The organism is Nonomuraea sp. NPDC003709 (assembly GCF_040610775.1).
GTDB lineage: Bacteria > Actinomycetota > Actinomycetes > Streptosporangiales > Streptosporangiaceae > Nonomuraea > Nonomuraea angiospora_A.
Map to the genome: position 1 here is coordinate 22,042 of NZ_JBEXMW010000011.1, position 25,793 is coordinate 47,834.

Below are 25,793 nucleotides of genomic sequence, written 5' to 3' on the forward strand. Positions count from 1 at the left end.
CCCGGGCTCGTCGAACTCGATCCTCGATGCGGGCGCCTGCTCAGCCGGGCCCGCCGGGGGCGTACTCCTGGGGGACGTCGAGGATCCGCAGGACGGCGCAGGCCATGGTGGTGCCGGCGCCCACCCCGACGAGCAGCAGGTAGTCGCCGCGGGCCAGCGCTCCGACGGCCATCAGGTGGTCGAGGGCGACGAACTGGTCGCTGACCCCGAGGTGCCCGACGCTCGCGCCGTAGTCCCAGGTGGTGTCGGCCAAGGTCAGCCCGAACCAGTTCACCCCCCGGTGCTCCAGGTCGTCCCAGCGCCCGTGGGGAAAGGCCACGCGCGCCACCTCGTCGAGGGTGATCCCCGCCTCCTTGAGCGTGCGGTCGACCAGCCCCATCAGCGTCGTCTGGATCGCCAGCATGACGTCGGCGCCGTCGCGGGCGAAAAGGCGCTTGCGGAACTCGCGGTTGCGGGCGGCGAAGTCGAGCGGCCGGCCCACGGTCGCGTCCGGCGGGAACATCGGCACGCCGCCGTCGTTGACCGACTCGGCCTCCGGGAGCACGACCACGTTGACCGAGCGCAGCTCCGCGAAGCCCGTGTCCGTGGTGAGCAGCAGCGCGCACCCGGCGTCGCCCATCACGTTGCCCTCGATCATGCGCCACCGGTCGACGAGCGGGGTGCCGTGGTTGTCGGCGCCGACCAGCAGCGCGCTGCCGCCCGGCCGCAGGTATCCGGCGGCGAGCTGCAGGGCGCTGAACAGCCCGCAGCATCCGTGCCGCAGCTCGAGGGACAGGACGTCGCCGCCGATGAGGTGCTGCTGCAGGTAGTACTGCGGCTGCCAGCCCTCCGGCCCCTGGTGCCAGACGTCGGCGTACAGCATGAGGTCCAGGTCGCGGGGTGACATTCCGCCGGAGCGCTCAAAGGCGTGGCGGGCCGCGCGGAGCGCGAGCTCCGGAGCCGGTACGTCGCCGGCCACCGCGGCGCCGCCGAGGCGGAAGTACTCCATCTCGTCGGCCGGGTAGCGGCCCTCGGCGACGGCCGTCTCGACGCTGACCACCGGCGGCAGATGGACGCCGATACTGCGCAGGAAAATGTCGGGTGTTCGCATGCGTCCTCCTTCAGCGGTGCGAAAGGCCGTCGGGCCTCACTGGGGGCCCGCCGTCGCGGCGGGGTTCTCCGCCCCGTCGCGGAGCAGCAGCATCGGATCGCTCAGCTCGTACAGCCCGCACATGGGAGGGCAGGCCTCGTAGCCGAGGAGCCGCTGGATGTCCTCGGGGTAGCCGCGGACCGTGTCCAGCGGCAAGGACAGGTAATGGTTCTCCTCCTGGCGGAGGTTGCCGAGGTCGTAGGCGTACGACAGGCCGGTGCGCGGCGCGTCGGAGGCGTTGACGCCGGCGCCGTGGTAGGTGCTGCCGAGCCACAGCAACGCGGCGCCGGGCCGCATCTCGGCGGGGACCGCCTCGTCGTCGCGGGGCGCCCGCTCGTCGTCCCACCGGTGGCTGCCCGGGATCACGCGGGTGGCGCCGTTGCGCGCGGTGAACTCGCTCGCGGCGACCATGACCTGCACCCGGCTCTCCGGACCCGGGTGGGTACGGAGGTGGGCCGTGTCGTCCCGGTGCAGCCCCTGGAGCGGCACGCCGGGCCTGATCTGGATCGCCCGCGATATGCCGAGCTGGATCGTCGGGACCAGCTCCACGCGCTGCTCGCCGAGCCAGGCCTTCACCGGGCGCTGCAGGAAGTGCCGCGCACAGCCGAGGAGGTGCGGCTGGCGCATGATCGCGATCGAGTGCCCGCTCCGGCGTATCAGACCCGGCAGGATCCGGGTCTTCTCGCCGACCAGGCGGCCGTCGCCGTCCGCCTGGCGTTCCAGGTCCGGACCCAGGTCGTCCCACAGGCCGCGGAGCGTGCCGGCGTCGACGAAGTCCTCGATGATCACCGCTCCGTCCCGCTCGACGACGTCGATCGCCTCGGCGAGCGGCGCCGACCCGGGCAGCGTGGTCAGCTTGGGGTCACTCATCGCGAAGCCTCCTGTCCTGGGCGGCCGAACCATCGGGTGAGGGCGCCTCGCAGCGATGCCGGGTCACCGGGCGTGCTCCAGGCGACGAAGCCGTCCGGACGGATCAGCAGGGCGTCCGCCGGGGCCTCGGCGCATTCGGCCGTGACCACGTCGATCCGGTCGGCCCAGGGTTCGGCGAGTGCCCGCGGCTCGGGGCCGGCGCCGAGGTCGAGCAGCAGCGGCCGCCCGGTGCGTTGCAGCTCCGCGAGCCGTACGGGGCCGTCGGCGCACCGTAGGCGCAGATCCGGGCTGTAGCGCCCGACCAGCGGACCGGTCAGCGACGGGTCGCCCATGTCGTAGCTGATGTGCAGGTCGTCGATCAGGGAGGTGAGCTGCCGGTTCGCCTCGTCGCGGAGCAGCAGCTCCGTGAGCAGCCGGCGCAACGCGTCGACGTACGGGCCGGGGCGCATCAGCGCGATCGAGGCACGCTGGATCTCCAGCGTCTGCTCGCCGATCGGGTGCCGCTCGGAGTTGTAGGTGTCGAGCAGGTCCTCATGGCACCAGCCGCGCGCGACCGCGGCGAGCTTCCAGCCGAGGTTGAGGGCGTCTCCCAGCCCGAGCCGCAGTCCCGGGCCGCTCCAGTGCGAGTGGACGTGTGCCGCGTCGCCGACGAGCAGCACCCGCCCGCTGCGGTACGTCTCGGCCTGCCGCGCGTTGTCGGTGAAGCGGGTGATCTTCTTGACCTCGGTGACCGTCACCTTGGTGCCGCTGAGCCGGCGCAGCGACTCCTGGAACTCCTCGAGCGTGATGGGGGCGTCCCGGTTCGCCGGTGGGCCGTCGAACTCCAGCGTGATGAACCGGGGCGGTCCCTCCTCGTACACGAGGAGCCCGCCGTCCTTGCGGAACCAGCCGGGGAGATGGAATTCCGGGTCGTCGATCTCGGCGAAGGCGCGGTATCCGGCCGTGACGCCGTCCGTGCCAGGAAAGGCGATGCCCGACAGCTTCCTGACCACGCTCCGGCCGCCGTCGCAGCCGGCGAGCCATTCCGCCTCCATCCGGTACGGCCCGTCCGGGCCTTCGACGTCGAGACACACCCGGTCGTCGTCCTGGACGAAACCGGTGACCGTGTGGCCGCGCCGTACCTCGACGCCCAGGTCCGCCGCGCGCCGCGCCAGGTCCTCCTCCAGAAGTTGCTGGGGCACCAGCAGGTCGGGGGACTCCGGGCGGAGCAGGAACATGGTGGCGAAATGCCGCGCGCCGGGGAACGCCTTGGGGAGCAGGCTGTCCGGCCGCCGCTCCCCCTCGGCGATGCGATCCTGTTGCTCGGACGTCAGCGGCGCGGCAGGCGCCTCGGTCACCCCGATCATGAGACCGCGACGGTCCATGATGTCGATGGCCCGTCCGGTGATGCCCTCGGCCTTCGGGCGCCATTCGATCGCGGGCAGCCGTTCGAGCACCACCACCGGAACGCCGTGGAGGGCCACCTCACACGCGAGCATGAGCCCCACCGGTCCCGCACCGACAACTGCGACCTGCGCATCCAGATACGCCATTAACACCTCTGCTGGAGGAGAGAAAGAGACTGCTGAAAAAGCTGCCGGGTCGCCACTACAGACCGGCGATACTCACGGCGGTTCGCAACGTGAGTGTTGACAGATGTGCCTCCGGGCGGTCAGCGCCGATGCTAATCGGATGATCCATAAATGACTAGTGGTGTCATTTTTCGGACGCACCATGCATAATCATCAGCGCCGATGATCAACGGCGTGCCGGACCGGCGCGCAGGTGGGAGGTTGCCGGATGAGCGATGGTCGGAAGGCCCAGCCGTTGGAGACCGACCGGCCCAATCCCTTCGACCCGCCCGTCGAGCTGCGGAAGCGAGCCCCGCTCAGCCGGCTCGCCTATCCCGACGGGCACGTGGGCTGGGTGGCGACCGGGTACGCCGTCACCCGCGCCATCCTGGCGGACCCACGCTTCAGCACCCGGCGCGAGCTGCTGCACCAGCCGGTCGGCCGCGAGCGCGCGCAGCAGCGGCCGACGCCCGCCGAGCCGGGGATCTTCCCCCACATGGACCCGCCCGAACACACCCGGTACCGCCGCCTGCTGAGCCGCCATTTCGGCCCGCGCCGCGTCGCCGAGCTGACGCCCGCGATCCGGCGGTACACCGCGCAGGCGCTCGACGCCATGGCGGCCGCCGGGCCGCCCGCCGACCTCGTCGCGTCGTTCGCCGTCCCGGTTCCGGCGCTGGTCATCTGCGAGCTGCTCGGCGTCCCCGCGCAGGACCGGCACGTGATCCAGGCGGCCACGGGAGTGATGAACGACCTGGACTCCACACCGGGCCAGACCGCCGAGGCCGTGATGTCGATCACGGAGACGGTACGCGGCCTCCTCAAGCGCCTGCGCGCCGGATCAGGCCCGCCGGACGACGGACTGCTGGCGCACGCCGTGGCGACCGGCGGCCTGAGCGACGACGAACTCACCAACCTCGGGATGGTGCTGCTGGCCACCGGCCATCTCCCCACGTCGAGCATGCTCGCGCTCGCGACCTTCGTGCTGCTGGCCGACCCGGCCCGGCGAGCCCGCCTGGCCGCGGACCCTGAGCTCGCCGAACCGGCGGTCGAGGAGCTCCTGCGGTACCTGTCGATCCTCCAGTTCGACGTACGGCGCACCGCGCTGACGGACGTCGAGCTCGGCGGCCAGGTCATCGCGGCCGGCGAGACCGTGGTGCTGGCGCTGCCGGTCGCGAACCGGGACCCGGAGCGGTTCCCCGACCCGGACACCCTGGACCTGGCCCGCTCCGCGACCGGGCACCTGGCCTTCGGGCACGGCATCCACCAGTGTCTCGGCCAGCATCTCGCCCGGGCCGAGCTCCGCATCGCGCTGACCGCGCTCTTCGAGCGCTTTCCCGACCTGCGCCTGGCCGTTCCGGCGGCCGAGGTGCCGACCCGCGACCGCATGGCGGTGTACGGGGTGGACCGCCTGCCGGTCACCTGGGGCGCTGCCCCGGCGGCCCGTTCGAGCGAAGGGTGACTTCGGATCATGCGTTACAGGACCTTGGGCGATTCTGGCCTGCGGGTGTCGGTGGTCGGTCTGGGCTGCAACAACATCGGCTCGCGGATCGACGTGGCCCGTACCAGGGAGGTGGTGGACGCGGCGATCGAGGAGGGCGTGACGCTCTTCGACACCGCCGAGGCGTACGGCGCGATGCACGGCGCCTCCGAGGAGATCCTCGGCGAGGTGCTGGCCGGCCGGCGGGACCAGGTGGTGCTGGCCACCAAGTTCGGCAGATCTGGCGACCAGGGTGCGGCGGGCGGAACGCTGGGCGGCCGGTCGTACATCCGGCGGGCGGTGGAGGGGTCGCTGCGCCGCCTGCGTACCGACCACATCGACCTCTACCAGTACCACTTCCCCGACGGCGTCACCCCGATCGAGGAGACGCTGGAGGCCCTGACCGAGCTCGTGCGCGAGGGCAAGGTGCGCTACGTCGGCAGCTCCAACTTCGCCGGCTGGCAGATCGCCGAGGCCGCGCACGTGGCCCGCGCGAGGGGATGCGCACCGTTCGTGTCGGCGCAGAACCACTGGTCGTTGCTGGAGCGCGGCGCCGAACGCGAAGTGGTGCCGGCGGCCCTGCACTACGGGGTCGGCGTGCTGCCGTACTTCCCGCTGGCCCACGGGCTGTTGACGGGGAAGGTGCGGCGCGGGCACGAGCCGCCGGCCGGGAGCCGGCTCGCGGAGCGTCCCCACCTCGTCACGCCGGAGAAGCTGGACCGGGTGGAGGCGCTGACGTCGTGGGCCGACAAGCACGACCGGTCCCTCCTGGACGTGGCCATCGGCACGCTGGCCGCGCTGCCCGGCTGCGGCTCGGTGATCGCCGGCGCGACCGCCCCGGAGCAGGTCCGGGCCAACGCGGCCGCCGGCGACTGGGAACCGACCACCGAGGAACTCGCCGAGATCACCGGGCTGATGCCGCTCCTCGCGGCGGCTTGACGGCGCGAGCCCTCGTACGTCAAGGCGTCATTTTCGCCAAGCTTGCGATCTCCTGGCCCGACCCGCCGTCCACGGCCACCCGCCCCGCCGCGACGAGCCCGTCCAGCACCCGCGAGAACTCGAACAGCTGCAGCCCCGACAGTGCCTGAAGCTTGCGCAGCTCGGACGTGCCGTTGGCGCGGAGCACGTCCAGCAGCGCCTGCTCGGCGGGCGGCGCCTGCTCGAAGGCGGGCCGCAACGACTCCACCAGCTCCCGCAGGACCTTCTCACCGATCAGCGCCTGCAACGACAGACCCAGCACGTACGACTTGACCTGCTCGGGAAGGGTGGCCTCCCGTCCCGAGCGCAGGGACGCGATCCGATCCTCGACCACCTTGACCTCGGCGGGCGTGAAGTTCTGCAGCGCCGCCACCGCGTAATGGAACAGCGCGTCCGCGCCCCGCTCGAACGGGAACCCGCCCATGATCTCGCCGACCCCCTTGGACCGGATCCTGGCCCGCCCCCGATCCACCGCCCGGTCGGCGGCCGACAGGATCACCGTGAGCACCGCGCTCGGCCCGACCCCGATCACCTGGTTGCCCGCCGTGACGTTGAACAGCGAGCTGCGGAACAGCGCCCCCGACCCGAACCCCGCCGCCAGCACCTGCGTGAACGTGACGCTCTCCCCCGTGGCGCCGAAGGTCCACCCGAACTGCGTGACCGTCCACAACGCCGCCGCCGCGCCGCCCGCGTTGACGGCGACGTAGAAGGCCGCCGGCACCGACCACAGCGCCCCGGCGGGGTTGTCGCGATACCGCGACACCAGCTCGGCCAGCGCGACGAGCGCGCCGATGAGGACGACCGCGAGAAAGGGCACCCACATGGCTCACACCTCGCGATACAGGTGGACGACCTCGTCGCCGGGAGGTCCCTTGACCGTCACCAACCCTTCTTCCGTCAGCTCGGCCAGCACCGCCGTGAACTGCAGGAACGACAGCCCAGCCCGGTCCTGCAGGTCCGCGATGCGCATCTGGCCGCCGGCGTCGACCAGCGCCCGGACTGTCTCGTGGGTGCGGGGCGAGCCGAGGGCACGGCGGAACGCGGAGCCCCCGCCGTCCTCACCCGTGGCCCTCGACAGGTCGTGCACCGAGCTGTCGCCCCGGCGTGGAGGCGGAGGGACGTTCGACGGTCCCGGAAGGCGCTCAGACGACATGGGAACCCTTCTGTCAGCCTGCGCTCACCTTGCGACAGCCGGTAGCCGGTGTCAATGTCGGCTCGACCACCCCTTGTCATTACTGCGGTCGGCCGGCTCGACGCCCAGGTCAGGCCGGAGACGGCCGCGTCCTGGCCGCGCGCACGACGGCCGTCCCGGCCCGGAGCGCGGCGACGGGGTCGGCCGCCTCGTCCAGCTCGATGAGCACGATGCCGGCGCCGGGTGTGCGGGACATCGCCTCGGCCCACCCTCGCCAGTCCACGATGCCCGTGCCCAGCTCGGTCATGTAGGGCTGCTGCTGCGCGAAGACCGTTTCGTCGATGGTGAGCTCGACGTCGATGGGCTTGACCGCGTCCTTCCAGTGCGCCAGCGCGATGCGCTGGGCGTGGCGGCGCGCGACGGCGACGGGGTCGCCGCCCCCGAGCGCGATGTGGCAGGAGTCGGGGCAGAGCCACACGTAGCGGGGATCGGTCAACGCCATGAACAGGTCGATGTCCCTCTCGTACCAGAGGGTGCTGTTGGACTCGGTGTGGAAGGCGAGCTTCACACCGTGCCGGGCGACGGCCTCGCCGGCCACGTGGGCGATGTCGGCCATCCGGGTCATGTACGCGGCGTCGACGAAGAAGGGCGGGCGCGTCCCGAACGTCTGGCGCATGGGCAGCCCGGCTACGAGGAGTTCCGCGCCCACGTCGGCGAGGAAGGCGGCGTGCCGCTCGGCGTCGGCGACGATCGCGGGCAGGTTGTCGCCGTCCCGCCAGTCAGGTGCTTCGCTCGCGGCCATGAAGGCGCTCACGACGGACAGGCCGCGAGCCTGGAGTTCGCGGCGGAACGACGGCGCGTCGCCGAAGGCCCGCAGGGCCGAGTCGATGTCGCCGGGCGCGAAGGTCAGCTCGATGCCGCTGATGCCGGCCTCGGCCAGCGCGTCCAGCACCCGCTCCCAGAACCGGTCGGGGTTCTTGAGTGCCCATTCGCGGAAGGCACCGGCCGAGTCGAGCCCCCAGAACCCCGGGTGGTAGAAGGTGATGATGTCGGTGGCGAAGCGGGGTTCGGCGGTGGTCCCCAGCGTCATTCGGTGCCTCCGCGGGCGTTGTAGACGGTGACGCCGCCGGTGTCGACGGCCTTGCGGTAGTCGCGGAACACGGCGAGCGCCTCGTCCCGGAGCACGTCCCGGGTGACCCGGATGCCGCGTGCCTCGAACTGCTCGGCCCAGTCCGCCCCGAGCGGGCCCTCGTCGAACGTGGTGATCTCCTCCAGTTCGGGGCCCTCGCCGGCGACCACGAGACCGCGGATCCCGGACCACATGGCCGCGCCGTAACACTGGATACACGGACGCCAGTTCACGACCAGCTCGTGTGCGGGCGACCCGTCGCCGCCGAGGTCCCAGCCGCCGACCGCCCTCTGGGCGAGTCCGAGCGCGACGACCTCGGCGTGCGCGCTGGAGACGCCGGAGGCGAGCACGACGTTCACGCCGACCGAGACGATCCGGCCGGACTCCGGCTCGGCGACGATCGCGGCGAACGGGCCGCCGTTGCCCTCGCGCCAGTTGCGGTCGGCGAGGCGGTGCACGAGGCGCATCCGGTCGTCGCGGCCGGGGACGAGGGCGGGCACGGCGGCCAGTTCGTCGTCGATCCACGCGGGCAGCGCAACGCGGTACTCCTTGGCGATGTCGATCACGAGCGTGCTTCCTCTCGGTGTGCGGCCGGCGCCGCGTGTCGTCCTGCGACGGCGCGAGCGGCCCGCACCGCGGTAACCGCGCCGGTCAGAGTGACATTGGCGGCCATCGCGGTGGGGATCACACCGTTGCCCGCAACGTACAGGTTGTCGAAGCCCCACACCCGGCCATCCGGGTCGCACACGCTCGTGCCGTCGTCGGCCAGACCGGCGCGGACGGTGCCGGTCTGGTGCAGCGACGAGCCGGGCGGCAGCAGCGCGCGCTCGGTCGCGGGATCGAACGAGCCGAACTCCTCGGCGATCGACCGGACCTCGTCGAGCGCGCGGCCGATGAGCGCGCGGTCGGCGTCGGAGTAGCCGAACTCGACGGTGATCCGGGGCATTCCGGCGAGGTCGGTCCGGGTTTCCGAGAACACGAGCCGGTTCTCGGGGCGGGACTCGACGGGGGCGTACAGTCCCAGGCCCACGGAGTACGCGAGGGCGTCGCCGCCTTCGTCCACGTACGTGCGGTTCATGATCTGTCCGTGGAACGGCTGTGCCGCTCCGTTCTGGGGCAGCCAGAGCGAGTCCGTGCTGAACTCGCCGGGGCGCGGCAGGGGCAGGTCGCCGCGGCCGAGGCCGTACCGGTCGAGGTCGAGGAGCACCCGGGCGGTGATGAACGCGTGCTCGTTGAGGTAGCGGCCCAGCGCCGCGGGCCGGATGCCCGAGGCGAACAACAGCTGCGGAGTGCGCAGCGCGTCGGCGCACACAACCACGGTGTCCGCCAGGAGCTCCCACTCGGCTCCGTCGGCGACGCGGCGCAGCCGGGCCCCGGCGACCCGCCCGCCGGAGACGAGGAGCGTCGTGGCCAGCGTGCCGGTCGCCAGGGTGAATCCCGGGTCCCCGCCCGCCGCGATCGCGGGGAAGATCGTCCCCGGGGCCGTGCGCGGCATGGGGCCCGACGCCGTCGCGGTGACGGCCATGGGCATCGGCTGCGGTCGCCGGTCCCCCGGTCCGACGCCGTCGAAGCGCCGGCGCAGGACGTCGAGCACCGTCCGGCCGACCTCGGTCGGGCCGATCGCGGACGGCGTGACGGCGAGCACCCGGCGGGCGGTGTCCAGGTCCGCCGCCCAGCGGTCCGGGTCGCCGAAGTCGAACACCTCGGCTCCGGCGGGCCATGGCGTCGCGGCGGTCCAGTGCACGCCCATGCCGCCCGCGTTCCAGGCGAGCGCGGTCGCCGGCATCGCCTCGGCGTCCTCGCCGAAGGCGAGCGCGTGGAACATGCCGGGCGTCAGGTCGGTGAGGCCGCCCGCGACCTCGCGCACCACCTCGGCGCCCGTGTACATGCCCTGGATGCCGGTGGCGACCCGGTCGTTGTAGCGCGACCAGAGGACCGGGTCGTCGAGGTCGTGCAGGTGCAGGCCGGGGGCCTCCCCGATCGCGGTGCCGCCGTCGACCATCGTGATGTCCAGCGCGGGATCGGCCTCGCGCAGCAGCCGGGCCACGACGGATCCCATGATGCCGCTGCCCACGATGAGGACATCGGTGCCGGGGGTGTCGGTCACAGTGAGACTCCAAGCTCGTGCCGGATCATTGACTCGGGGTGAGTGGGCCGAACAGTTCGGTGTCCATCCGGTCGAGGGCCAGCTTGACCGCGCCGACGAGCGGCGCGTCGCGGCCCAGTCCGGTGGCGCGCAACTCGACCGCGGGGGCGCGAGCGTCGCGCATCGCCGCGCGCACCCGGGGCAGCAGCACGTCGGCCGCGTCCTCCAGGCCGCCGCCGAGCACGATGAGCGACGGTGCGATGGTCCACGACAAGGTGGTGAGGATCGAGGCGATGTTCTCCACGAATTCGTCGACCTCCGCCAGCGCGGTCGCGTCACCCGCCCGGGCGGCGTCGATGCGGCCGAGCGCGACGCTGCGTTCGGCCGGTTGCGGTGAGGTCAGCCAGGCCACCGGGCGGTTCTCGATGGAGCCGGTCGGTATCGACCGCGCTTCGACGATCTCACCCGCGGCGCCGTCCAGACCGCGGTGCACGGCTCCGCGGATGAGGATGCCGAGGCCCGCCCGGTTCCCGAGGATCGCCCATACGACGTTGTCGTGGTCGTTGGCGACGCCCCGCCAGCGCTCCGCGAGCGCGCCGAGGTTGGTGTCGTTGTCCGCGAACCAGGGGATCCGGATGCGTTGCCTGAGCTGTTCGGGCAGGTGCACGCCTTCCCAGCGCGTCGTGTGGACCAGACGCCGGACGACCCCGTCGTCGTCGATCGCACCGCCGCTGGCCACCGCGCCGGCGCGCAGCCGGTCCGCCGACCCGCCCGCGTCGTCGAGCGCCGCCAGCACCAGCGCCGCCGTGTCGTCGAGGGTGGCCTGCGGATCCTGGTAGGAGCGCAGCAGCCGGTGCGCCCGGCCGACGATGCGGCCGCGCACGTCGGCGATGACCGCGGACACGTCGGAGGTGGTGACGCAGACGGCCGCCAGCAGCGCGTGTTCGGCCCGCAGCTCGTAGCGGCGGGCGGGGCGCCCGGCGTAGCCGCTGGTCGGCACGCGGTCCAGCTCGGTCACCCAGCCCGCCTCGACGAGCGAGTCCAGGATGAGCTCGATGGTACGGCGGGACAGCCCGGTCTGCTCGGCGAGCTCGGCCAGCGTGATCGGCCCGGCCGACACGGCCAGTGCCCGGAGGGTGACCGAGGTGTTGACCCGCCGGACGGCGCTCTGGTTCATCCCGGGCATCAGCACTCCTCCGCCGCCCGTACGACGGGGTCGTACACGCCGGTGGTGTCGGCCGCGAGGGCCGCCCCGGGCCGGCCGTATTCGCGCGCCGGATCGCCGGGCCCGCCGGTCGCCCGCGCCCAGGCCGGCTCCCGGCCATGCACGAACCCGGCCAGATCGGCGTGCATCAGCGTGGCCAGGTCGGCGGGCGGGTTCGGTCCGAGCGCCTGGGGGACGCCGGGCGCGTCGAGCACGTCGAAGAAGAACGGCAGGTCGGCGCAGTGCGCGGCACCGCCGAGCACGGGAGACGGCCATTCGAAGGAGTACAGCCAGGTCCCGGCGACGGCCTGGCGGCGGGCGGCCGCCGTGCGCGCGCAGGCGGAGCGGAACAGAGCGTCCGTCAAGCGGGTGCCCGCCGCGCGGGCGGCGGCTCTCGCCTCCTGCTCGACGCCGCCGTCGAACTCGTCGGCCGTCGCGCCGAGCAGCACGGGCACGTCGTGCCCATGGGCGGCGAGCCCGTCGGCGATGGGCACCGGCAGGAGGTCGTCGCCGACGCACGGCCCGAGCACGAGCCCGCCGCCGCCCTCGTCCCGCAGGTCGATGACCGCCTGCTGGATCTGCTCCACCGTGCGGCTGCCGAATCCGGTGGCCGTCGGCGGCACGCCGAGCCTGCGCCCGAGCCGTTCGAGGAGGTCGCGGGCGGCGTCCGCGCCTCCGCCGAAGATGCCGCCGGACAGGCTGACCGCGCGGTGGAAGCGGCCGCTGCCCGCGGGTGAGGAGAGCAGCGCGAGCACCGCCGCGCCCCCGGCCGACTGGCCGGCGATGGTGACCCGGTCGGGATCGCCGCCGAAAGCGGCGATGTTCTCCCGCACCCAGTCCAGGGCGAGCAGCAGGTCGAGCAGCGCGAGGTTCGGCCGGACGCCGTCCAGCGGGGCGAATCCGTCGACGCCCAGCCGGTAGCCGACGGTGACGCAGACGACGCCGTCGCGGGCGAAGGCGCGGCCGTCGTACCACGGGCTGGCCTGGCTCCCGGCCAGGAAACCGCCACCGTGGATCCACACCATGACGGGGAGAGGCCCGCGGTCGTCGTCGGGGGCCGGGGTGACGATGCCGAGGTTCAGCACGTCGTCGCCCGGGATCGACGGCTCCGGGATGGTCGTCGTGGCGAACAGCGGCACGCGCTGCGAGGTGGCGCCGTGCCGCGACGCGTCGAACGGCTCCGGGAACCGGCCACGCGGGACCGGCGGGGCGAACCGCCGCACTCCGGTGGGTGCTTCGGCGTAGGGGATGCCGAGGAAGCGCCTTACCTGGCCGGCGCGGCGGCCGATGATCGTGCCCGCGGGGGCATGAACGGTGACCGGTTCGCCGGGCGCGTCGTATGAGTCCATCCGATCATCCAACACGGCTCACCGCATCCCCGTTCCGGCGACGCCCTGAACGAAGTAGCGCTGCAGGAACAGGAAGAGCACCAGCACTGGCAGCATCACGACGATCGCACCCGCGAGGAGCAGCCCGTAGTCGGTGACGTGCGACGCGGCCTGGCTGGTGGCGGCGAGGCCGACCGGGAGCGTGTAGCTGGACATGCTCTGAGCGACGATGAGCGGCCAGATGAAGTTGTTCCAGGAGGCGAGGAACGACATGATCGTGATCGTCGCGACAGCGGGGCCGGCCAGCGGCAGGAAGATCCGGAAGAAGATCCGGAACTCGCCCGCGCCGTCGATGCGGGCCGCTTCGAGCAGTTCGCCGGGGATCGACATCGCGTACTGCCGCATGATGAAGACCGACATCGGCATCGCCACGCCGGGCAGCGCGATGCCGGCGAGGGTGTCCGCCAGACCCATGTCGACAGTGATCACGAACTGCGTGACGAACACCGCGGTGAACGGCACCATCATCGCGGCCATGACGGCGCCGAAGGCGAGCCGCTTGCCCGCGAAGTCGAGCTTGGCGAGCGCGTAGCCGGCGGCCGACGCGGCCACGATGTTGCCTCCCACCACGATGATCGCGACCACGATGCTGTTGGCCATGTACCCGCCGAAGCCCTCGGTGGCGAACAGCCGGGTGAAGTTGCCGAGGGTGACGTGGGCCGGGAGCCAGGCGCCGGGGTCGGAGCGGATCTCGTCGAGGCTGCGCAGCGAGCCGCTGATCACCCAGACGAACGGAAGCATGGTGAGCAGCGCGCACAGCACCAGCGCGCCGTACAGCAGGGGCCGGGTGACGGACCGGCGGCGCACGGCGACCCGGGCGCTGATCATCTCGGTGTCCCGCACCGTGGCGATGGTGCTCATGCGCGGGGCCTCAGCAGCCGGAACTGGACGACGCTCACCAGCATCACGAGGACGAGCATCACGAAGGACGCGGCCGAGGACGTCCCGAGCGCCCCGGACCCGAACTGGTGGTAGGTGTACAGCGCCACCGATTCGGTGGAGCCCAGCGGGCCGCCGTTCGTCAGCAGGTACGGCTCGTCGAACACCTGGAGGTAGAAGACGGTCAGCAGCACCGACACCATGAGCGTGGTGGGCAGCAGCAGCGGCAGGGTGATGTTCCTCAGCTGCCGCCACCGGCCGGCCCCGTCGAGGGCGGCGGCCTCGTACACGTCCTGCGGGACCGCCTGCAGACCCGCGAGGAACAGCACCATCGCGGTGCCGAAGTTGCGCCAGATCCCGAGCAGGATGACCACGGGCATGGCCAGGTTCGGGTCGTCCAGCCAGTTCGGTCCGGCGAATCCGACGGCGCCGAGCACCTTGTTGACGGTGCCGCCGGCGTTGAAGGCGTACTGCCAGATCAGCGCGACGGCCACGATGTTCGTGACGACCGGTGCGAAGAAGACGACGCGGAACACGCCGCGCAGCCGCCGGATGCCGGTATTGAGCGCGAAGGCCAGGGCGAACCCGATCCCCATGGTCAGCGGCACGCCGACCACCACGAAGAGCGCGGTGTTGAGGATGTCCCGCAGGAAGCTCTCGTCCTGGAACAGGCGGAGATAGTTCTCCAGGCCGGTGAAGTCGACGGCGAACGGATCGCGCAGATCCGTGCCCCGCAGGTCGGTGAGGCTGAACCCGAGCGCGGCGACGGTGGGGACAGCCGTGTAGAGCAGGAACACGATGGCGAACGGCGCGAGGAACAGCCAGGCGACACCCGTCCGGCGGGAGCCCCGGGGTCGGCGCGCGACGGTGGTGGTCATGTGCGCCTCACCGCGTACCCGTGCCGAGGCTCTCGGCGTACGCCTGGACGCTCGCGGCGGCCTGCTCGGCGGTGCCCTTGCCCTTGGCCACCGCTTCCATCTCCTTCCCCAGCCGGGTCGCGACCTGCTGCCAGGTGCTCACCTGCGGGAACGTCCGGGTGTTCGTCAGCTGGGTCAGGAAGGCGCCGAGGAGCGGCTGGCCCTTGATGGCGGGGTCCTCCCAGGCGGACATGACGGCGGGCAGCGAGCTGTACGCCTTGTACTGCGCGACCTGGGTGCCCGGCTGCGAGAGGTGCCGGACGAGCTTCCACGACGCGGCCGCGTTGCCGCTGGTGGCGAGCACGCCCCAGCTGCCGCCCGCGGAGAAGGAGGTGCCGCCCGACGGCCCGGCCGGCAGCGGCGCGGTCGCGACGTGGGACGCCGTCCAGCCGGGCTTCTTCGCGGCGGTGTCGAGCTGACCGATGACCCACGGGCCCGTGATCATGGCGGCGGTCTTGCCCTCGACGAAGTACGGCTGCGAGTCGAGGAACGTGGGCCCGCTGGGGTCGGCGACGCCCGAGGTGAAGAACGACGCGTTGTACTTGAGCGCGTCGGCCATCGCCGGCGTGTCGAGCGTCCACTTGCCGTCGGAGGAGAGCAGCGAGCCGCCCGCCTGCCAGGCGTACATGGCGACGTCCTGGCCGTTGAAGATGTCCCAGCCGATGTCGGCTCCGAGGCCGTGCCCGGCGCCGGCGCCCTGGAGCGCCTTCAGGAACGGCACCATGCCGTCCCACGTGGCCGGCGCCTTCGCACCCGCCTTCTCCGCCAGGTCGGAGCGGTAGACGAGCGCGTACGTGTAGGCGTACCAGGGCACCGTGTAGGCGACGTTCTTGGCCACGCCCGCGTCCCAGAGGCTCTTGAAGAAGCCACCGGGGTCGACGAGGCCGTCGGGCACGGGCCGGAGGATCGACGGATCGAGGAACTGCGCCTGCGACTCGGAGAAGAACTGGGCTACATCGGGCCCCTTGCCCGCCGCGATCGCCGACTGGAGCTTGGTGTAGTACTCGGCGTTCGGGATCAGCGTGAACTTCACGGTGGCGTCCGGGTTCGCGGCCTTGAACGGCTCGATGACCTTGTCGAGCACGTCGGCGTCGCCTTGGGCGGCCCAGACGTTGATGGTGCCGGTGGCCGGGGAGGCGTCGATGGGCTTGGCGGTGCCGATCGCGGCGGCGTCGTCACTGCGTCCGCAGCCTGCCAGGGAGAGGGTGAGGCTGAGAGCTATGCCGGCGGTCAGCCTTAGGGCACCGCGTCGGGAGAGGTTGGACACTCGGGGCTCCTGTCACACGAAGGCGCTGATCACAGTGGGGGGATTTCCGGCGAAAGTAGCTTTTTTCATCAGAGGGGCCGGATGGCGCCTATGCAGCTGTTTAGGACGGTAGGTAGGGCGTGTTTCGGCTGTGCAGCGGACCCGTCACGGAACAATTTCGGAACTTGTAGCAAAATAGGTTGATCACGCTCGGTGGCGGCCACCGTCCACTCGCCTGCCTGGTCGATCAGGGTCGGCGATCAGTCACGGGCGCCGGAATCACGCTGAGTGACGTCCGGGGCGAGGCGATCAGCCCAGCGACGCCTTGTCCGGAATGAGGACGCGCGCCGCGACGGCGAGGTGGGCTCTGGAGGACAGGGGGACGCCGAAGCCGGCCCGTTCGGCCGCCGGATGCCGGAGCACGGGTGCGGCCACCCGGCGGATCTGACGCACCTGGCCCCATCGGCCGCGGTCCAGCATCAGGTGGGAAAAGGATGAGGCCAGGCCGATCGTGAGGTCGTCGTCGCGCCAGGGCCCGGGCATGACGAACCCGAACACCCGCCGCCACGGACCCTCTCGATCGGGTCGGCGGCGCGCCGTATCGTCGGCGGCATGGCGACCGACCAGGACAGGTGGCACTGTCCGCCGCCGGGCCGTCTCCTGTCGAACTGGACGACTACCTCGCGGAGCGGCGACGCGGTGATCGCCTTTCACGGCGCCGAGCCGTCGGTCCTGCACAGCACCGAGGCGCTGGTCCTGGAGCCGGAGGTCACGATCGTGGTCGCCCGGGAGGGCGGGCCTGAGCCGATCACCTTCGCCACCCGGGCGGGCGGCGTACCCGAGCACGTCTGGGAGCGACCGGAGGTCGAGCGCCGCTGATCAACTGCCGACAGCGCGCAGGCCGCTGCGCACCACCGGGTGGTCGTCGGCCGGCACGATCCTGATCATGCGGCCACCCGGCTGCCGGATCCGCTTCCGTTGTCGGCCACAGCCGGCGTCGGGGCCGCCGCCCGCCCGTTCGGGCCGTGGCGGCAGACCTTCGGCCGTGACCGCGCCCTGGCGTCCTGCCGCCAGAGCGACTCTTTCGGATCTCAACCCCGACGAACGGTCACGTGACCACTCGCTTCGGACGTTCTGGGGCGGCGGCGGGGAATGGTGGCGATCGCGGCCAGGTTCGCCACGGCGACGGCTATGGCGCCGGTCAGCAGCAGCCCCCGCGCGCCGGCCAGCCCCGCCAGCGGCGCCGCCATGGCCAGCCCGAACGGCCGGGTCGCGAACGAGATGAGCTGGTCGAACGACCGTACTCGGCCCAGCGCCGCTTCGGGGATCTCGTCGGCGATCACGGTCTCCCACAGCGGGCTGAGCACGCCGAGCCCGAACATCGCCACGAGGTACGCCCCCGCGATCACCCACGCGCTCGCCGGCAGCGCCAGGGCCGCCATCGGCAGCACGTACAGTGCCGCACCCACCTGCACGGCCACCAGCGGCCGCCGGATGGGCAGCCTCGGCACCGCGAACACCCCCGCGACCAGCCCCACCGTGCCGCATTGCACGATCAGCACCCAACTGGCCTCACCGCCCAGCTCCTTGACCGCCGCCAGCGGGCCGAGCGTGAGGAACAGCCCGGCCATGAAGTGCCAGACCCCGTGGGCCAGGACCGTCGTCAGGAACCACGGCCGCCGCCGTACTTCGCCCCATCCCTCTCTCAGGTCGTTGAGAAACGTGGCGTTCTGGGCACTGGGGCGCTTGGCCGTACGTACTCCGCCCAGGGTGAGCGCCGAGCAGGCGAACAGCGCGGCCGTGAGCAGCGCGGCCCAGCCGGGGCCGGCCAGCAGCACCACGCCGCCCGCCAGGGCGGGAGCCAGCACGGCGGCCAGGCTGGTCGCGACGCCGAGCCGGGCGTTCACGCGTAGCCGCTCCGGCCCGGGCACCGCGGCCGCCACCAGCCTCGGCACCGCCGGCAGCCCGAACGCGACCGCGACACCCGCCAGCACGGCCAGCACAGCCAGGTGAGGCACACTGGCGGCACCGGTCAGCAACTCGATCGCGATGGCGGCCTGCGTCAGGCCGCGCACCAGGTCGGTGACCAGCGCCAGTCGCTCGGGTCTGACCCTGTCGGCCACCACCCCGCCCACCGGCAGGAACACCAGCAACGGAATCGCCTCACACGCCAGCACCATGCCGACGGCCCCGGCATCACCGGTGGCGCGCAGCACAGCGAGGGTGATCGTGGTCGGGATCAACGCGGTGGCCAGGGCGGACACGGCCCGGCCGATCAGCAGTCTCATGGTCCGCCAGATTATTTCGCCAGCTAATATTTCGTCAACTAAATACTTGCCGGCGTATCGTTGTCGTCTGTGGACTCAGTGGATCGTCATCTCGCCCGGTGGCGGGGCAAGGCGCCGTACGACGAGCGGGTCGAGGGGGTCGTGACGCGGATGCAGTTCCTCGTCAAGCACCTGCGCCAGACGAAGGAGGCGGCGCTGGCGCAGGTGGGGATGCAGGACTTCGAGTTCGAGACGCTGCACTGGCTGGTCGCCCATGGCGGGGGCGCGACGCCGTCCGAACTGGCGGTCGAGCTGATGCTCTCGCCCGCCGGGATGACCGGGCGGCTCGACACGCTGGAGAAGTCCGGGCTGGTACGGCGGCTGCGCAGCGCGGAGGACCGGCGGCGGGTGGACGTGGAGCTGACCGACAAAGGCCACGAGCTGTGGCTGGAGGCCATGCGGATCCGGGCGGAGGTGGAGGCGGAGATGGTCTACGTTCTGGACGCGCAGGAGCAGGAGACGCTGGACGGGCTGCTCGGCCGCCTCTTGGAGAACGTGGAGTCGAACCGCTGACCCACACTTCCCCGCGACGTGCCGGGCCACCCCGCCCGGCACGTCGCGCAGGTCACGGATAGGTGGTGACCGTCGAGGGGATGGTGTCGGGTCCGTAGGCCGGGGCGCCGGTATCGTTGATGACGTGGTTGTACCGCCCCTTGCCGCCGAGGGAGACGACCAGGAGGCCGTGGAACTTCACGCCCGCCTTCACCGGGACCTCGAAGCCGTGGTCCACCTGGATGCTGGGGTCGCCGGTGAACACGCAGTAGCTGCCCAGGCCCCAGCCCTCGTGGGTGTTCACCGAGGGGACGACCTTGTAGGCGGCCCAGCCCTTGACGCTCCCGTTCATGTACGCCGCCTGGTTCGGCGGGTCGTACGGCAGCTCGTTCTGGAAGAAGATCGTCCGTCCGCGCTCGCCGGACCACTCCACGTTGTACTTCTTGAAGTGCTCCACGAACAGCCCGGTGGCCAGCACGTCGTCGCCGTACACGCGAAGGCCGTAGTCGGCGGCGTTGACATCCCAGCCGACGCCGTCGCCGTGGTCGGCCCGCCAGATCCAGGTGTGGTCGATGACCGTGTCGTCGGCGTACACCACCACGCCGGCCGTCGCCTTCCCGGCGAACTGCCCGCCGATCCGGGCGAACACGTCCTGCACGGTGATCGGATTCGCCGAGTGGTCGGTGTGGACGCCCTGGCGGCCGATCTCCAGGAGCGTCGGCGAGTTGACCGTGCCGGCGTCGATCAGGAAGCCGGACAGCTTCACCCCGTCCACGTCCGCCACCCGCATGGCGGTGACGCCGTTGTCCGGCACCAGCGTCGCCAGGCCGAGGCCCATGACGATGGTGTCCGGCCTGGTCACCTCGACGGTCTGGTCGAGGTGGTAGATGCCGGGCGTGAACAGCAGGTGCAGCCCCTGCGCGACCGCCTGGTTGAGCGTGGCGGCGCCGACCCCGGGCTTGGCCACGTAGAACTGCGTGAGCGGGACCGACGTGCCGGAGGTCGGGCCGTTCGCCCAGGTCGTGCCGCGGGCGTTCGTGCGCTTGCCGGGGACGAACACGGCGGGGTCGTTCCCGTTCAGGTAGAGGTACGGCTTCTCGCGGCTCACCGGGGTGGTGTCGAGCGTGGTGTAGCGCGGCTCGGGGAAGCTGGTGGCCGGCGCGCCCTGCACGCCGGAGAACACCATGTTCCACACGCTGTTGGACCAGCCGCCGATCGAACTGTCCCGGGTGTACCACTGCTGCTGGGAGTACGACCCGACAGTGCCGTCGATCTTGCTGTCGGCGATGTAACCGCCGGACGCCCAGCCGTACCCGGACGGCGCGAGGTTGAGCCCGCCGCGGATGTGCATGCGGCGGAACGGCGCGGCCTGCGCGACCGCCCACCGGTTGGTGCCGTCGTACGGCGTGACCGCGAGGTTCTCGGTGGAGCGCCAGAAGTTCTGGGTGGCGTTGCCGTTGAACCAGCCCGCGTCCACGCTCACGCCCTTGACGGTGACGTCGTCGGGGTTGCGCCCGAGACCGTGCACGGAGGTGTAGAAGCCGGTGTTGACGTTGACGTCGTAGCTCCCGGGCTTGAACAGCAAGGCGTACCGGCCGGTGCCGAACTGGGCGGCCTCCTGCTGCTTGAAGATCTGATCGATCTGTCCCTGGATGGTCGCCGACGACATGGACGGGTCGAAGACCTTGACGTTCGGGCCGAGGTCGCCGCCGCCGGGCAGCTGCGTGCCGCCGCCCGTCACGTGCACGGCCACCTCCCACAGCGAGTAGCCGTAGCCGGTGCCGCGGGCGGTGCCGTTGATCCGCAGGTAGCGGCCCGAGCCGGTGACGTCGTAGGAAGCGTTGCCGCCGGTGCCGCCGGTCACCGTCTTCAGCACGCTCCAGGTGGTGCCGTCGGCGGACACCTGGATGGTGAAGTCCTTGCCGTAGGCGGCCTCCCACGACAGATCGACCTTGCAGATGTCGCGCACCTCGCCCAGATCGACCTGGATCCACTGCGGGTCGCTGAACGCGCTCGACCAGCGGGTTCCGGGGGCGCCGTCGAAGGCCGCCGAGGCGGGGGTGCCGGCGCCCTCGATCGACGAGGCGGTGGCCGGCCTGTTCAGTGCGGCGTTGGCGGACTGGCAGTCGGCGAGGGCGGCCGCGCCGCCCTGGGAGATCGAGGAGGCGGACGCGGGCGTGACCACCGCGGGCGTGACCAGCAGGGCGGCCAGGATCGCGAGCCCGGCCGGGTTTGACCTGTGTCTCATGTCCTTCGCTTTCATCGGGGGTGGTGGAGCGGGTCACCGGGCGCGTCAGCTGTAGACGCCGAACTCCCACAGCGAGTAGCCGTACGCGGTGCCTCGCTGGGTGAGGTTCAGCCGGACGTACCGGGCGGAGGCGTTCAGGGGGATCTGGTCGAAACCGCCGTCGCCGGTGGTGGTGCCGTAGGCAGTGGCCCAGTCGGCGCCGTTGGCCGAGGTCTGGATCTGGTAGGCCTTGCCGTAGGCGGCCTCCCAGCCGAGCTGGACCTGCTTGAGCGCGGTGACCTGGCCGAGGTCGACAGTGATCCACTGGGGATCGGCCCACTCGCTGGCCCACCTGGTGGTGAAGCTGCCGTCGGTGGCGCGATCAGGGGTGAACGGCCCGCCGTCGCCGGTCGGCTGGAAGCTGGAGGCGGTGGTGGGCTTCCCGCGTGCCACATTCGTCCCGTCCACGACCGGCGGGACCACGCGGAACGAGCGTTGCTCGATGCCGACGCCGCCCTGGCCGTCGTAGGCGTAGACGTACACCTTCCACACGCCCAGCTGCTCGGGGGCGGTCACCGAGAACCGTCCCGGGCCGGTCTGGGTGAAGGAGACGTGCCGCAGTCCCCGGTTTCCGGTGACGTGCTTGTCGCTGAACATCAGGTTGTAGCGGATCGGGTCGCCGTCGGGGTCGGTGGCCACGGCGTCCACCGTGAAGGTGCGCCCGGCGGGCACCTCGGTCTGCGAGCCGACGGCCATCGAGGTGATCCGCGGCGGTGTGTTCGCGGAGGACTGCCCGGTGTAGGCCTGCTTCAGCGCGTGGTACCCCAGCCGCCGCCACCCTCCGGTGAGGACGTTGAGCCAGACCCCGCCGAAGTCGTTCTCCAGCCCGTAGTTGAAGGCGGTCATGCCGAGCGCCACCCCGGGATGGCCGCGGATCGCGTCCCAGCTCGCGCTGTACATGTCGCGTTTCTGCAGGTCAGTCGGCTCGGTGGGTTGCCCGTTGACGTCGTTCGCGACCTCCCACTCGCCGTCCGGGCCGGCCTCGGTGACGATGTACGGCTTGGTGTAGCCGCCCTTGGACCAGTCGTCCTTGACGCTCTTGAGTGCGCCGTAGGCGTTGACGGCGAGCAGGTCGAGCGCCGGGGAGTACGCCTTGTAGTACGGCCAGGCGCCGGTCCAGGCGTCGGTGGAGGTCACCGGATGGTTCGGGTCGGCGGCGTGGACCGCCTCGGCCACCTCGTCGACGAACCTGGCGTAGGCCACCCGCCGCTGCTCGACGACGTCCCCGGGCAGCCCGTGGTCCTGCATGGTGAGGATCACCTCGTTGCCGACGTCCCACATCAGCACGCCCTGGCGGTTCTTCAGCGCGTTGACCCGGGCGACGATCTCGTTCTTCACGCTGGTCTTGTAGGCGGTGTCGTTCACGTAGTCGGCGCCCTGGTTGAGCCAGTGACCGACGATGACCTTGATGCCGTGCCGGGCGGCGGTGTCGAGCAGCGCCGGGGTGGCGGTGTCGTCGACGCCCCAGATCCGGATCGTGTTGACGCCCATCGCGGCCAGGTCCCGCATGTACGCGTCGGCCGCTCCCTGCGGCGGGCCGTAGGTCACACCCTTGACCAGGTAGGGCGACCCGTTCACCTGCAGCTGCCAGTTGCCCTGCGAGCCGGTGACCTTCACCGTGCTCGGCCCGGCGGGAACGGGCGGGTCGGCCATGGCGGCGGGCGTCGTGCCGGACCGCCGTTCGACCACGACGCGGTCCACGCTCAGCACGCCGCCGGAGGTGGTGGCGGCGACCGGCGTGGTGCGGCCCGCGATCGCGTCGGGCAGGGAGCCGCCGATCGCCAGGTCCAGGCGCAGGTAGAAGCCGTGGTGGACGGCGGCGTTCCAGGCTGCCACGCCGACCTGGCTCTGGCGCACCACCCAGGTCTGCCTGCCGTCGAGGTAGAAGCGGATCTCCTCGTCCGTCGTGGTGCGGTCGATGACCTGCGCGTAGTCGTGGTAGTCGCTCTGGCAGCCGCCGCAGGTGGCGAAGCCGCTGGTGCGGCCGTCGTACTCGTTGCAGGCTCCGCCGGGGGCGGTGCCGCAGTGCAGGGTGTTGGCGAGCTGGTCGCGGCCGTTGACGTCGGTCATGATGTCGGTCTCGCCGATCGACGGCCAGTTGGTGTGGTTGCCGCGGAAGGCGGCGCCGGTCGCGCGGAAGCCCGGCCAGTAGCCGAGCGCGCCGGGGACGTCGGGCTGTTTGACGCGGGCGCTGAACCTCAGCATCTCCCCCGGCCTCGGCTCGAAGTCGGTGCGCTGCGTCTCGACCCGGCCCGAGGTCCAGGCGCCGGAGGCGTCCCTGATCGCCTTGATGTTCAGATGGCCCAAGCCGTCGAGGGACACGTTCGCCGTTGAGGCGCTCATCGTCTCGACCTCTCCGGTGCCCCACTTCGCCGGGCCGCCCGGATACTGGGTCCCGGTGCGCAGGATCCAGTCACCGGCCGCGGGGGAAGTGCCGGCCTGGCCGGTGAAGTCCTCCTTCCACACCTCCGTCCAGTCGCCTCCCGAAGGTCCGCCGGTCTGGCCGTAGACCTGGAACTCCCACAGCGAGTAGCCATAGCCGGTGCCGCGCGCCGTGCCGTGCATGCGCACGTACCGGCCGCTGCCGGTGACGGCGAGGGTCTGCGTGCCGCCGGTGCCGGCGGCGGTCTGGTAGACGTCGGTCCAGTTCGTACCGTCGGGCGAGGTCTGGATGGTGAACGCCTTGCCGTACGCGGTCTCCCAGATCAGGACGACCTTGCTGATCGTCGCCGGGGCGCCGAGGTCGACCTGCAGCCATTGGGGGTCGCTGAACGAGCTCGACCACCGGCTGGCGGTGTCGCCGTCGACGGCGGCCGCGGCGGCGTAGGCGGCCCCCTCCGACGAGGACGCCGTCGCCGGCTTCCCCTGTGACAGCAGGGTGTCGGCCGCGGCGGCGGGGCCGGGCCAGGCCAGGCCGGAAAGGAGCAGCCCCACCATGGTGACGACGACCAGGGCCGGTCGCGACAAGCCGGGACTTCGAGCTGGACGCACTGTCTCTCCTCCGAACATGGGGGGTGGTCGCCGCACCGGCGACAGAGGGAGAGCGCTCTCCGTACCGGCGAGAGTGCCCGGCAAATCGAACCCAGTCAAGGCCCATTTCCCGCGATCTGGAAATCCGCCGCTCACCCGTACGAAACATCCGATTCGAATGTACGCAGGTCGTGGCCTTGAGCGGATGCCAGTGTGTCGGCCGGGTGAACTTCTCCTTCCGGTCGGAGTCATCGCGCCTTGACAAGCGCGACCCGGCGTACGACTCTCGTTGGAGAGCGCTCTCCTTGCCGGTCCGACGGTTCCCCCAAGGAGAGATCATGAAATCCTCCCGAAGACCCGCCAGGCTCAACCTGGCCCTGTTCGCCGGCGCGCTGGCCACGGTCGTCGCCACCGCGCTGCTCGTGATCGCGCCGGCCCGCGCGGCGGACGCCCTGCTCTCGCAAGGCCGCGTCGTCACCGCCTCCTCGGTGGAGGGAGCGGGATACGGCCCCGGAGCGGCCGTCGACGGCGACACCGCGACCCGCTGGTCCAGCCTCGCGGCCGACCCGCAGTGGCTGCAGGTCGACCTCGGCGGCTCGGCGACCATCTCCCAGGTCCTGCTGGTCTGGGAGGGCGCCTACGGCAAGGCGTTCAAGATCCAGACCTCGCCCGACGGGCAGAGCTGGAGCGATGTCTACTCCACCACGTCCGGCGCCGGAGGCAGCCAGACCCTCCAGGTGTCCGGCACCGGCCGGTACGTGCGGATGTACGGCACGGCGCGCGGCACGGGCTACGGCTACTCGCTGTGGGAGTTCAAGGTGTACGGCGCCGGAGGCGACGGGACCACCCCCAGGCCGAGGCCGACCTTCACCGACCAGGTGACGCACCACGAATTCCAGGCCAACTGCTCCTGGACGGCCAACCGTCCCGACGACCCCATCGTCTACCCCGGCCTTCCCGGCGCGTCCCACATGCACACCTTCGTCGGGAACAGGACGACGAGCGCCGCCAGCACGGCGACCTCGCTGCTCGCCGGCGGCACGTCCTGCACCAACCCGCACGACCGGTCCGCGTACTGGTTCCCCAGCTTCTACAAGGGCGACCAGCTGATCCAGCCGACCGGGAACCAGGTCATCTACTACAAGTCCGGGATCCTGGAGTACTGGCGGGTCCAGCCGTTCCCGCAGGGCCTGCGCTTCGTCGTGGGCAGCCCGACGGCGACGCTGGAGCAGTTCCGTGACTCCCCTGGCGCGGTCGAGGGCTTCGAGTGCGGGGACATCTCACACAGCTGGGACATCCCGCAGTCGTGCGCGGCGGGTACCCAGGTGAACGTCCGGTACCAGGCGCCGAGCTGCTGGGACGGCGTCCACCTCGACAGCGCCGACCACAAGGGCCACATGGCCTACCCGGCCGGCGGCTACTGCCCGGCCAGCCACCCGGTCGCGGTGCCGATGCTGGAGTTCAAGATCGCCTTCCCCGCCGGCGGCGACCTGTCGCAGGCGCGGTTGGCCAGCGGGCGCGGTTACACCTGGCACTACGACTTCTTCAACGCCTGGGACGACCCCGCCATCCTGGACGCGCTGGTGACGCACTGCATCAACGGCGGCCTGCAGTGCGACCCGCGGGGATACGACCAGTACAAGCCGCACCGCGGCGCCGCCCTCACCGAGAACTTCGAGCTGCCCTGACCCCTGCCCGGCCCACCCGGGGACATGATCACCGTGCCGGGCGC

Annotated in this window: 22 protein-coding genes; 5 read left to right on the top strand and 17 right to left on the bottom strand. The window is 71.6% G+C overall.

The window, feature by feature from the left end; translation table 11 throughout:
* Positions 1-40 precede the first annotated feature (40 nt).
* Genes ABZX61_RS30800 through ABZX61_RS30810 form a run of 3 tightly spaced genes read right to left on the bottom strand, consistent with a single transcriptional unit; the run spans position 41 to position 3,531 of the window.
* A complete protein-coding gene (locus tag ABZX61_RS30800; RefSeq protein ID WP_355199644.1) occupies positions 41-1,090 on the bottom strand; it encodes a ketoacyl-ACP synthase III family protein in 1,050 nt (349 codons plus the stop codon).
* A 36-nt stretch (positions 1,091-1,126) separates the two neighbouring features.
* Complete coding sequence (locus ABZX61_RS30805; RefSeq protein ID WP_350735911.1) at positions 1,127-1,999, bottom strand: phytanoyl-CoA dioxygenase family protein; 873 nt, start codon at positions 1,997-1,999, stop codon at positions 1,127-1,129.
* On the bottom strand, positions 1,996-3,531 hold the full coding sequence (locus tag ABZX61_RS30810; RefSeq protein WP_355199645.1) for an FAD-dependent monooxygenase: 1,536 nt from the start codon (positions 3,529-3,531) through the stop codon (positions 1,996-1,998). The genes ABZX61_RS30805 and ABZX61_RS30810 overlap by 4 nt, the downstream gene beginning before the upstream one ends.
* Positions 3,532-3,778: 247 nt before the next feature.
* Here ABZX61_RS30810 and ABZX61_RS30815 point away from each other — a divergent pair, with 247 nt between their 5' ends.
* Together ABZX61_RS30815 and ABZX61_RS30820 are read left to right on the top strand one after the other, a co-directional pair.
* On the top strand, positions 3,779-5,008 hold the full coding sequence (locus ABZX61_RS30815) for a cytochrome P450 (RefSeq protein WP_355199646.1): 1,230 nt from the start codon (positions 3,779-3,781) through the stop codon (positions 5,006-5,008).
* A gap of 9 nt (positions 5,009-5,017) precedes the next feature.
* The gene (locus tag ABZX61_RS30820; protein WP_355199647.1) at positions 5,018-5,965 is read left to right on the top strand and encodes an aldo/keto reductase; all 948 of its coding nucleotides are present in this window, start codon (positions 5,018-5,020) and stop codon (positions 5,963-5,965) included.
* Between the two features lie 19 nt (positions 5,966-5,984).
* Here the strand turns inward: ABZX61_RS30820 and ABZX61_RS30825 are convergent, their stop codons facing one another.
* The 11 genes from ABZX61_RS30825 to ABZX61_RS30875 form a co-directional block, all read right to left on the bottom strand.
* Positions 5,985-6,827, bottom strand: a complete 843-nt coding sequence (locus ABZX61_RS30825) for a hypothetical protein (RefSeq protein WP_355199648.1) — start codon at positions 6,825-6,827, stop codon at positions 5,985-5,987.
* 3 nt (positions 6,828-6,830) lie between these two features.
* Positions 6,831-7,157 (bottom strand): hypothetical protein, encoded by a 327-nt coding sequence (locus ABZX61_RS30830; RefSeq protein ID WP_350735925.1) that lies wholly within the window; start codon positions 7,155-7,157, stop codon positions 6,831-6,833.
* Between the two features lie 109 nt (positions 7,158-7,266).
* Complete coding sequence (locus ABZX61_RS30835) at positions 7,267-8,226, bottom strand: sugar phosphate isomerase/epimerase (RefSeq protein ID WP_355199649.1); 960 nt, start codon at positions 8,224-8,226, stop codon at positions 7,267-7,269.
* Positions 8,223-8,831: a nucleoside deaminase gene (locus ABZX61_RS30840; protein WP_355199650.1), complete on the bottom strand. Its 609-nt coding sequence runs from the start codon at positions 8,829-8,831 to the stop codon at positions 8,223-8,225. The genes ABZX61_RS30835 and ABZX61_RS30840 overlap by 4 nt, the downstream gene beginning before the upstream one ends.
* A complete protein-coding gene (locus ABZX61_RS30845) occupies positions 8,828-10,372 on the bottom strand; it encodes a GMC oxidoreductase (RefSeq protein WP_355199651.1) in 1,545 nt (514 codons plus the stop codon). Before ABZX61_RS30845 ends, ABZX61_RS30840 begins: the two co-directional genes overlap by 4 nt.
* Positions 10,373-10,397: 25 nt before the next feature.
* Complete coding sequence (locus tag ABZX61_RS30850; protein ID WP_355199652.1) at positions 10,398-11,537, bottom strand: ROK family transcriptional regulator; 1,140 nt, start codon at positions 11,535-11,537, stop codon at positions 10,398-10,400.
* Complete coding sequence (locus ABZX61_RS30855) at positions 11,537-12,904, bottom strand: carboxylesterase family protein (protein ID WP_355199653.1); 1,368 nt, start codon at positions 12,902-12,904, stop codon at positions 11,537-11,539. Before ABZX61_RS30855 ends, ABZX61_RS30850 begins: the two co-directional genes overlap by 1 nt.
* 18 nt (positions 12,905-12,922) lie before the next feature.
* On the bottom strand, positions 12,923-13,804 hold the full coding sequence (locus tag ABZX61_RS30860) for a carbohydrate ABC transporter permease (RefSeq protein ID WP_355199654.1): 882 nt from the start codon (positions 13,802-13,804) through the stop codon (positions 12,923-12,925).
* On the bottom strand, positions 13,801-14,700 hold the full coding sequence (locus tag ABZX61_RS30865) for a sugar ABC transporter permease (protein WP_350735945.1): 900 nt from the start codon (positions 14,698-14,700) through the stop codon (positions 13,801-13,803). Before ABZX61_RS30865 ends, ABZX61_RS30860 begins: the two co-directional genes overlap by 4 nt.
* A gap of 7 nt (positions 14,701-14,707) precedes the next feature.
* Positions 14,708-16,006, bottom strand: coding sequence for an extracellular solute-binding protein (locus tag ABZX61_RS30870; protein WP_355199655.1), 1,299 nt, complete (start codon positions 16,004-16,006; stop codon positions 14,708-14,710).
* Between the two features lie 288 nt (positions 16,007-16,294).
* Positions 16,295-16,543 carry a hypothetical protein gene (locus ABZX61_RS30875; RefSeq protein ID WP_355199656.1) on the bottom strand — a complete coding sequence of 83 codons (249 nt, stop codon included), beginning with the start codon at positions 16,541-16,543 and terminating at the stop codon, positions 16,295-16,297.
* 54 nt (positions 16,544-16,597) lie between these two features.
* Between ABZX61_RS30875 and ABZX61_RS30880 the strand changes: the two genes are divergently transcribed.
* Positions 16,598-16,864 (top strand): hypothetical protein, encoded by a 267-nt coding sequence (locus tag ABZX61_RS30880; RefSeq protein ID WP_355199657.1) that lies wholly within the window; start codon positions 16,598-16,600, stop codon positions 16,862-16,864.
* Between the two features lie 212 nt (positions 16,865-17,076).
* Here ABZX61_RS30880 and ABZX61_RS30885 read toward each other — a convergent pair whose 3' ends face one another.
* Entirely contained in the window at positions 17,077-18,273 is a 1,197-nt protein-coding gene (locus tag ABZX61_RS30885; protein ID WP_355199658.1) for an MFS transporter, read from the bottom strand.
* Between the two features lie 69 nt (positions 18,274-18,342).
* Here ABZX61_RS30885 and ABZX61_RS30890 point away from each other — a divergent pair, with 69 nt between their 5' ends.
* The gene (locus tag ABZX61_RS30890) at positions 18,343-18,825 is read left to right on the top strand and encodes a MarR family transcriptional regulator (protein WP_355199659.1); all 483 of its coding nucleotides are present in this window, start codon (positions 18,343-18,345) and stop codon (positions 18,823-18,825) included.
* Between the two features lie 52 nt (positions 18,826-18,877).
* On the opposite strand, the gene ABZX61_RS30895 is transcribed toward ABZX61_RS30890, so the two are convergent.
* Positions 18,878-21,052: a discoidin domain-containing protein gene (locus ABZX61_RS30895; protein ID WP_355199660.1), complete on the bottom strand. Its 2,175-nt coding sequence runs from the start codon at positions 21,050-21,052 to the stop codon at positions 18,878-18,880.
* 45 nt (positions 21,053-21,097) lie between these two features.
* Positions 21,098-24,058 (bottom strand): discoidin domain-containing protein, encoded by a 2,961-nt coding sequence (locus tag ABZX61_RS30900; protein WP_355199661.1) that lies wholly within the window; start codon positions 24,056-24,058, stop codon positions 21,098-21,100.
* 341 nt (positions 24,059-24,399) lie between these two features.
* Here ABZX61_RS30900 and ABZX61_RS30905 point away from each other — a divergent pair, with 341 nt between their 5' ends.
* On the top strand, positions 24,400-25,749 hold the full coding sequence (locus ABZX61_RS30905) for a DUF1996 domain-containing protein (protein ID WP_355199662.1): 1,350 nt from the start codon (positions 24,400-24,402) through the stop codon (positions 25,747-25,749).
* Positions 25,750-25,793: the final 44 nt, after the last annotated feature.

Coding starts and splice junctions, on each gene's coding strand:
- ABZX61_RS30800 (WP_355199644.1), bottom strand. CDS start 1,090: ATGCGAACACCCGACATTTTCCTGCGCAGTATCGGCGTCCATCTGCCG.
- ABZX61_RS30805 (WP_350735911.1), bottom strand. CDS start 1,999: ATGAGTGACCCCAAGCTGACCACGCTGCCCGGGTCGGCGCCGCTCGCC.
- ABZX61_RS30810 (WP_355199645.1), bottom strand. CDS start 3,531: ATGGCGTATCTGGATGCGCAGGTCGCAGTTGTCGGTGCGGGACCGGTG.
- ABZX61_RS30815 (WP_355199646.1), top strand. CDS start 3,779: ATGAGCGATGGTCGGAAGGCCCAGCCGTTGGAGACCGACCGGCCCAAT.
- ABZX61_RS30820 (WP_355199647.1), top strand. CDS start 5,018: ATGCGTTACAGGACCTTGGGCGATTCTGGCCTGCGGGTGTCGGTGGTC.
- ABZX61_RS30825 (WP_355199648.1), bottom strand. CDS start 6,827: ATGTGGGTGCCCTTTCTCGCGGTCGTCCTCATCGGCGCGCTCGTCGCG.
- ABZX61_RS30830 (WP_350735925.1), bottom strand. CDS start 7,157: ATGTCGTCTGAGCGCCTTCCGGGACCGTCGAACGTCCCTCCGCCTCCA.
- ABZX61_RS30835 (WP_355199649.1), bottom strand. CDS start 8,226: ATGACGCTGGGGACCACCGCCGAACCCCGCTTCGCCACCGACATCATC.
- ABZX61_RS30850 (WP_355199652.1), bottom strand. CDS start 11,537: ATGCCCGGGATGAACCAGAGCGCCGTCCGGCGGGTCAACACCTCGGTC.
- ABZX61_RS30855 (WP_355199653.1), bottom strand. CDS start 12,904: ATGGACTCATACGACGCGCCCGGCGAACCGGTCACCGTTCATGCCCCC.
- ABZX61_RS30860 (WP_355199654.1), bottom strand. CDS start 13,804: ATGAGCACCATCGCCACGGTGCGGGACACCGAGATGATCAGCGCCCGG.
- ABZX61_RS30865 (WP_350735945.1), bottom strand. CDS start 14,700: ATGACCACCACCGTCGCGCGCCGACCCCGGGGCTCCCGCCGGACGGGT.
- ABZX61_RS30880 (WP_355199657.1), top strand. CDS start 16,598: ATGGCGACCGACCAGGACAGGTGGCACTGTCCGCCGCCGGGCCGTCTC.
- ABZX61_RS30885 (WP_355199658.1), bottom strand. CDS start 18,273: ATGAGACTGCTGATCGGCCGGGCCGTGTCCGCCCTGGCCACCGCGTTG.
- ABZX61_RS30895 (WP_355199660.1), bottom strand. CDS start 21,052: ATGAGACACAGGTCAAACCCGGCCGGGCTCGCGATCCTGGCCGCCCTG.
- ABZX61_RS30905 (WP_355199662.1), top strand. CDS start 24,400: ATGAAATCCTCCCGAAGACCCGCCAGGCTCAACCTGGCCCTGTTCGCC.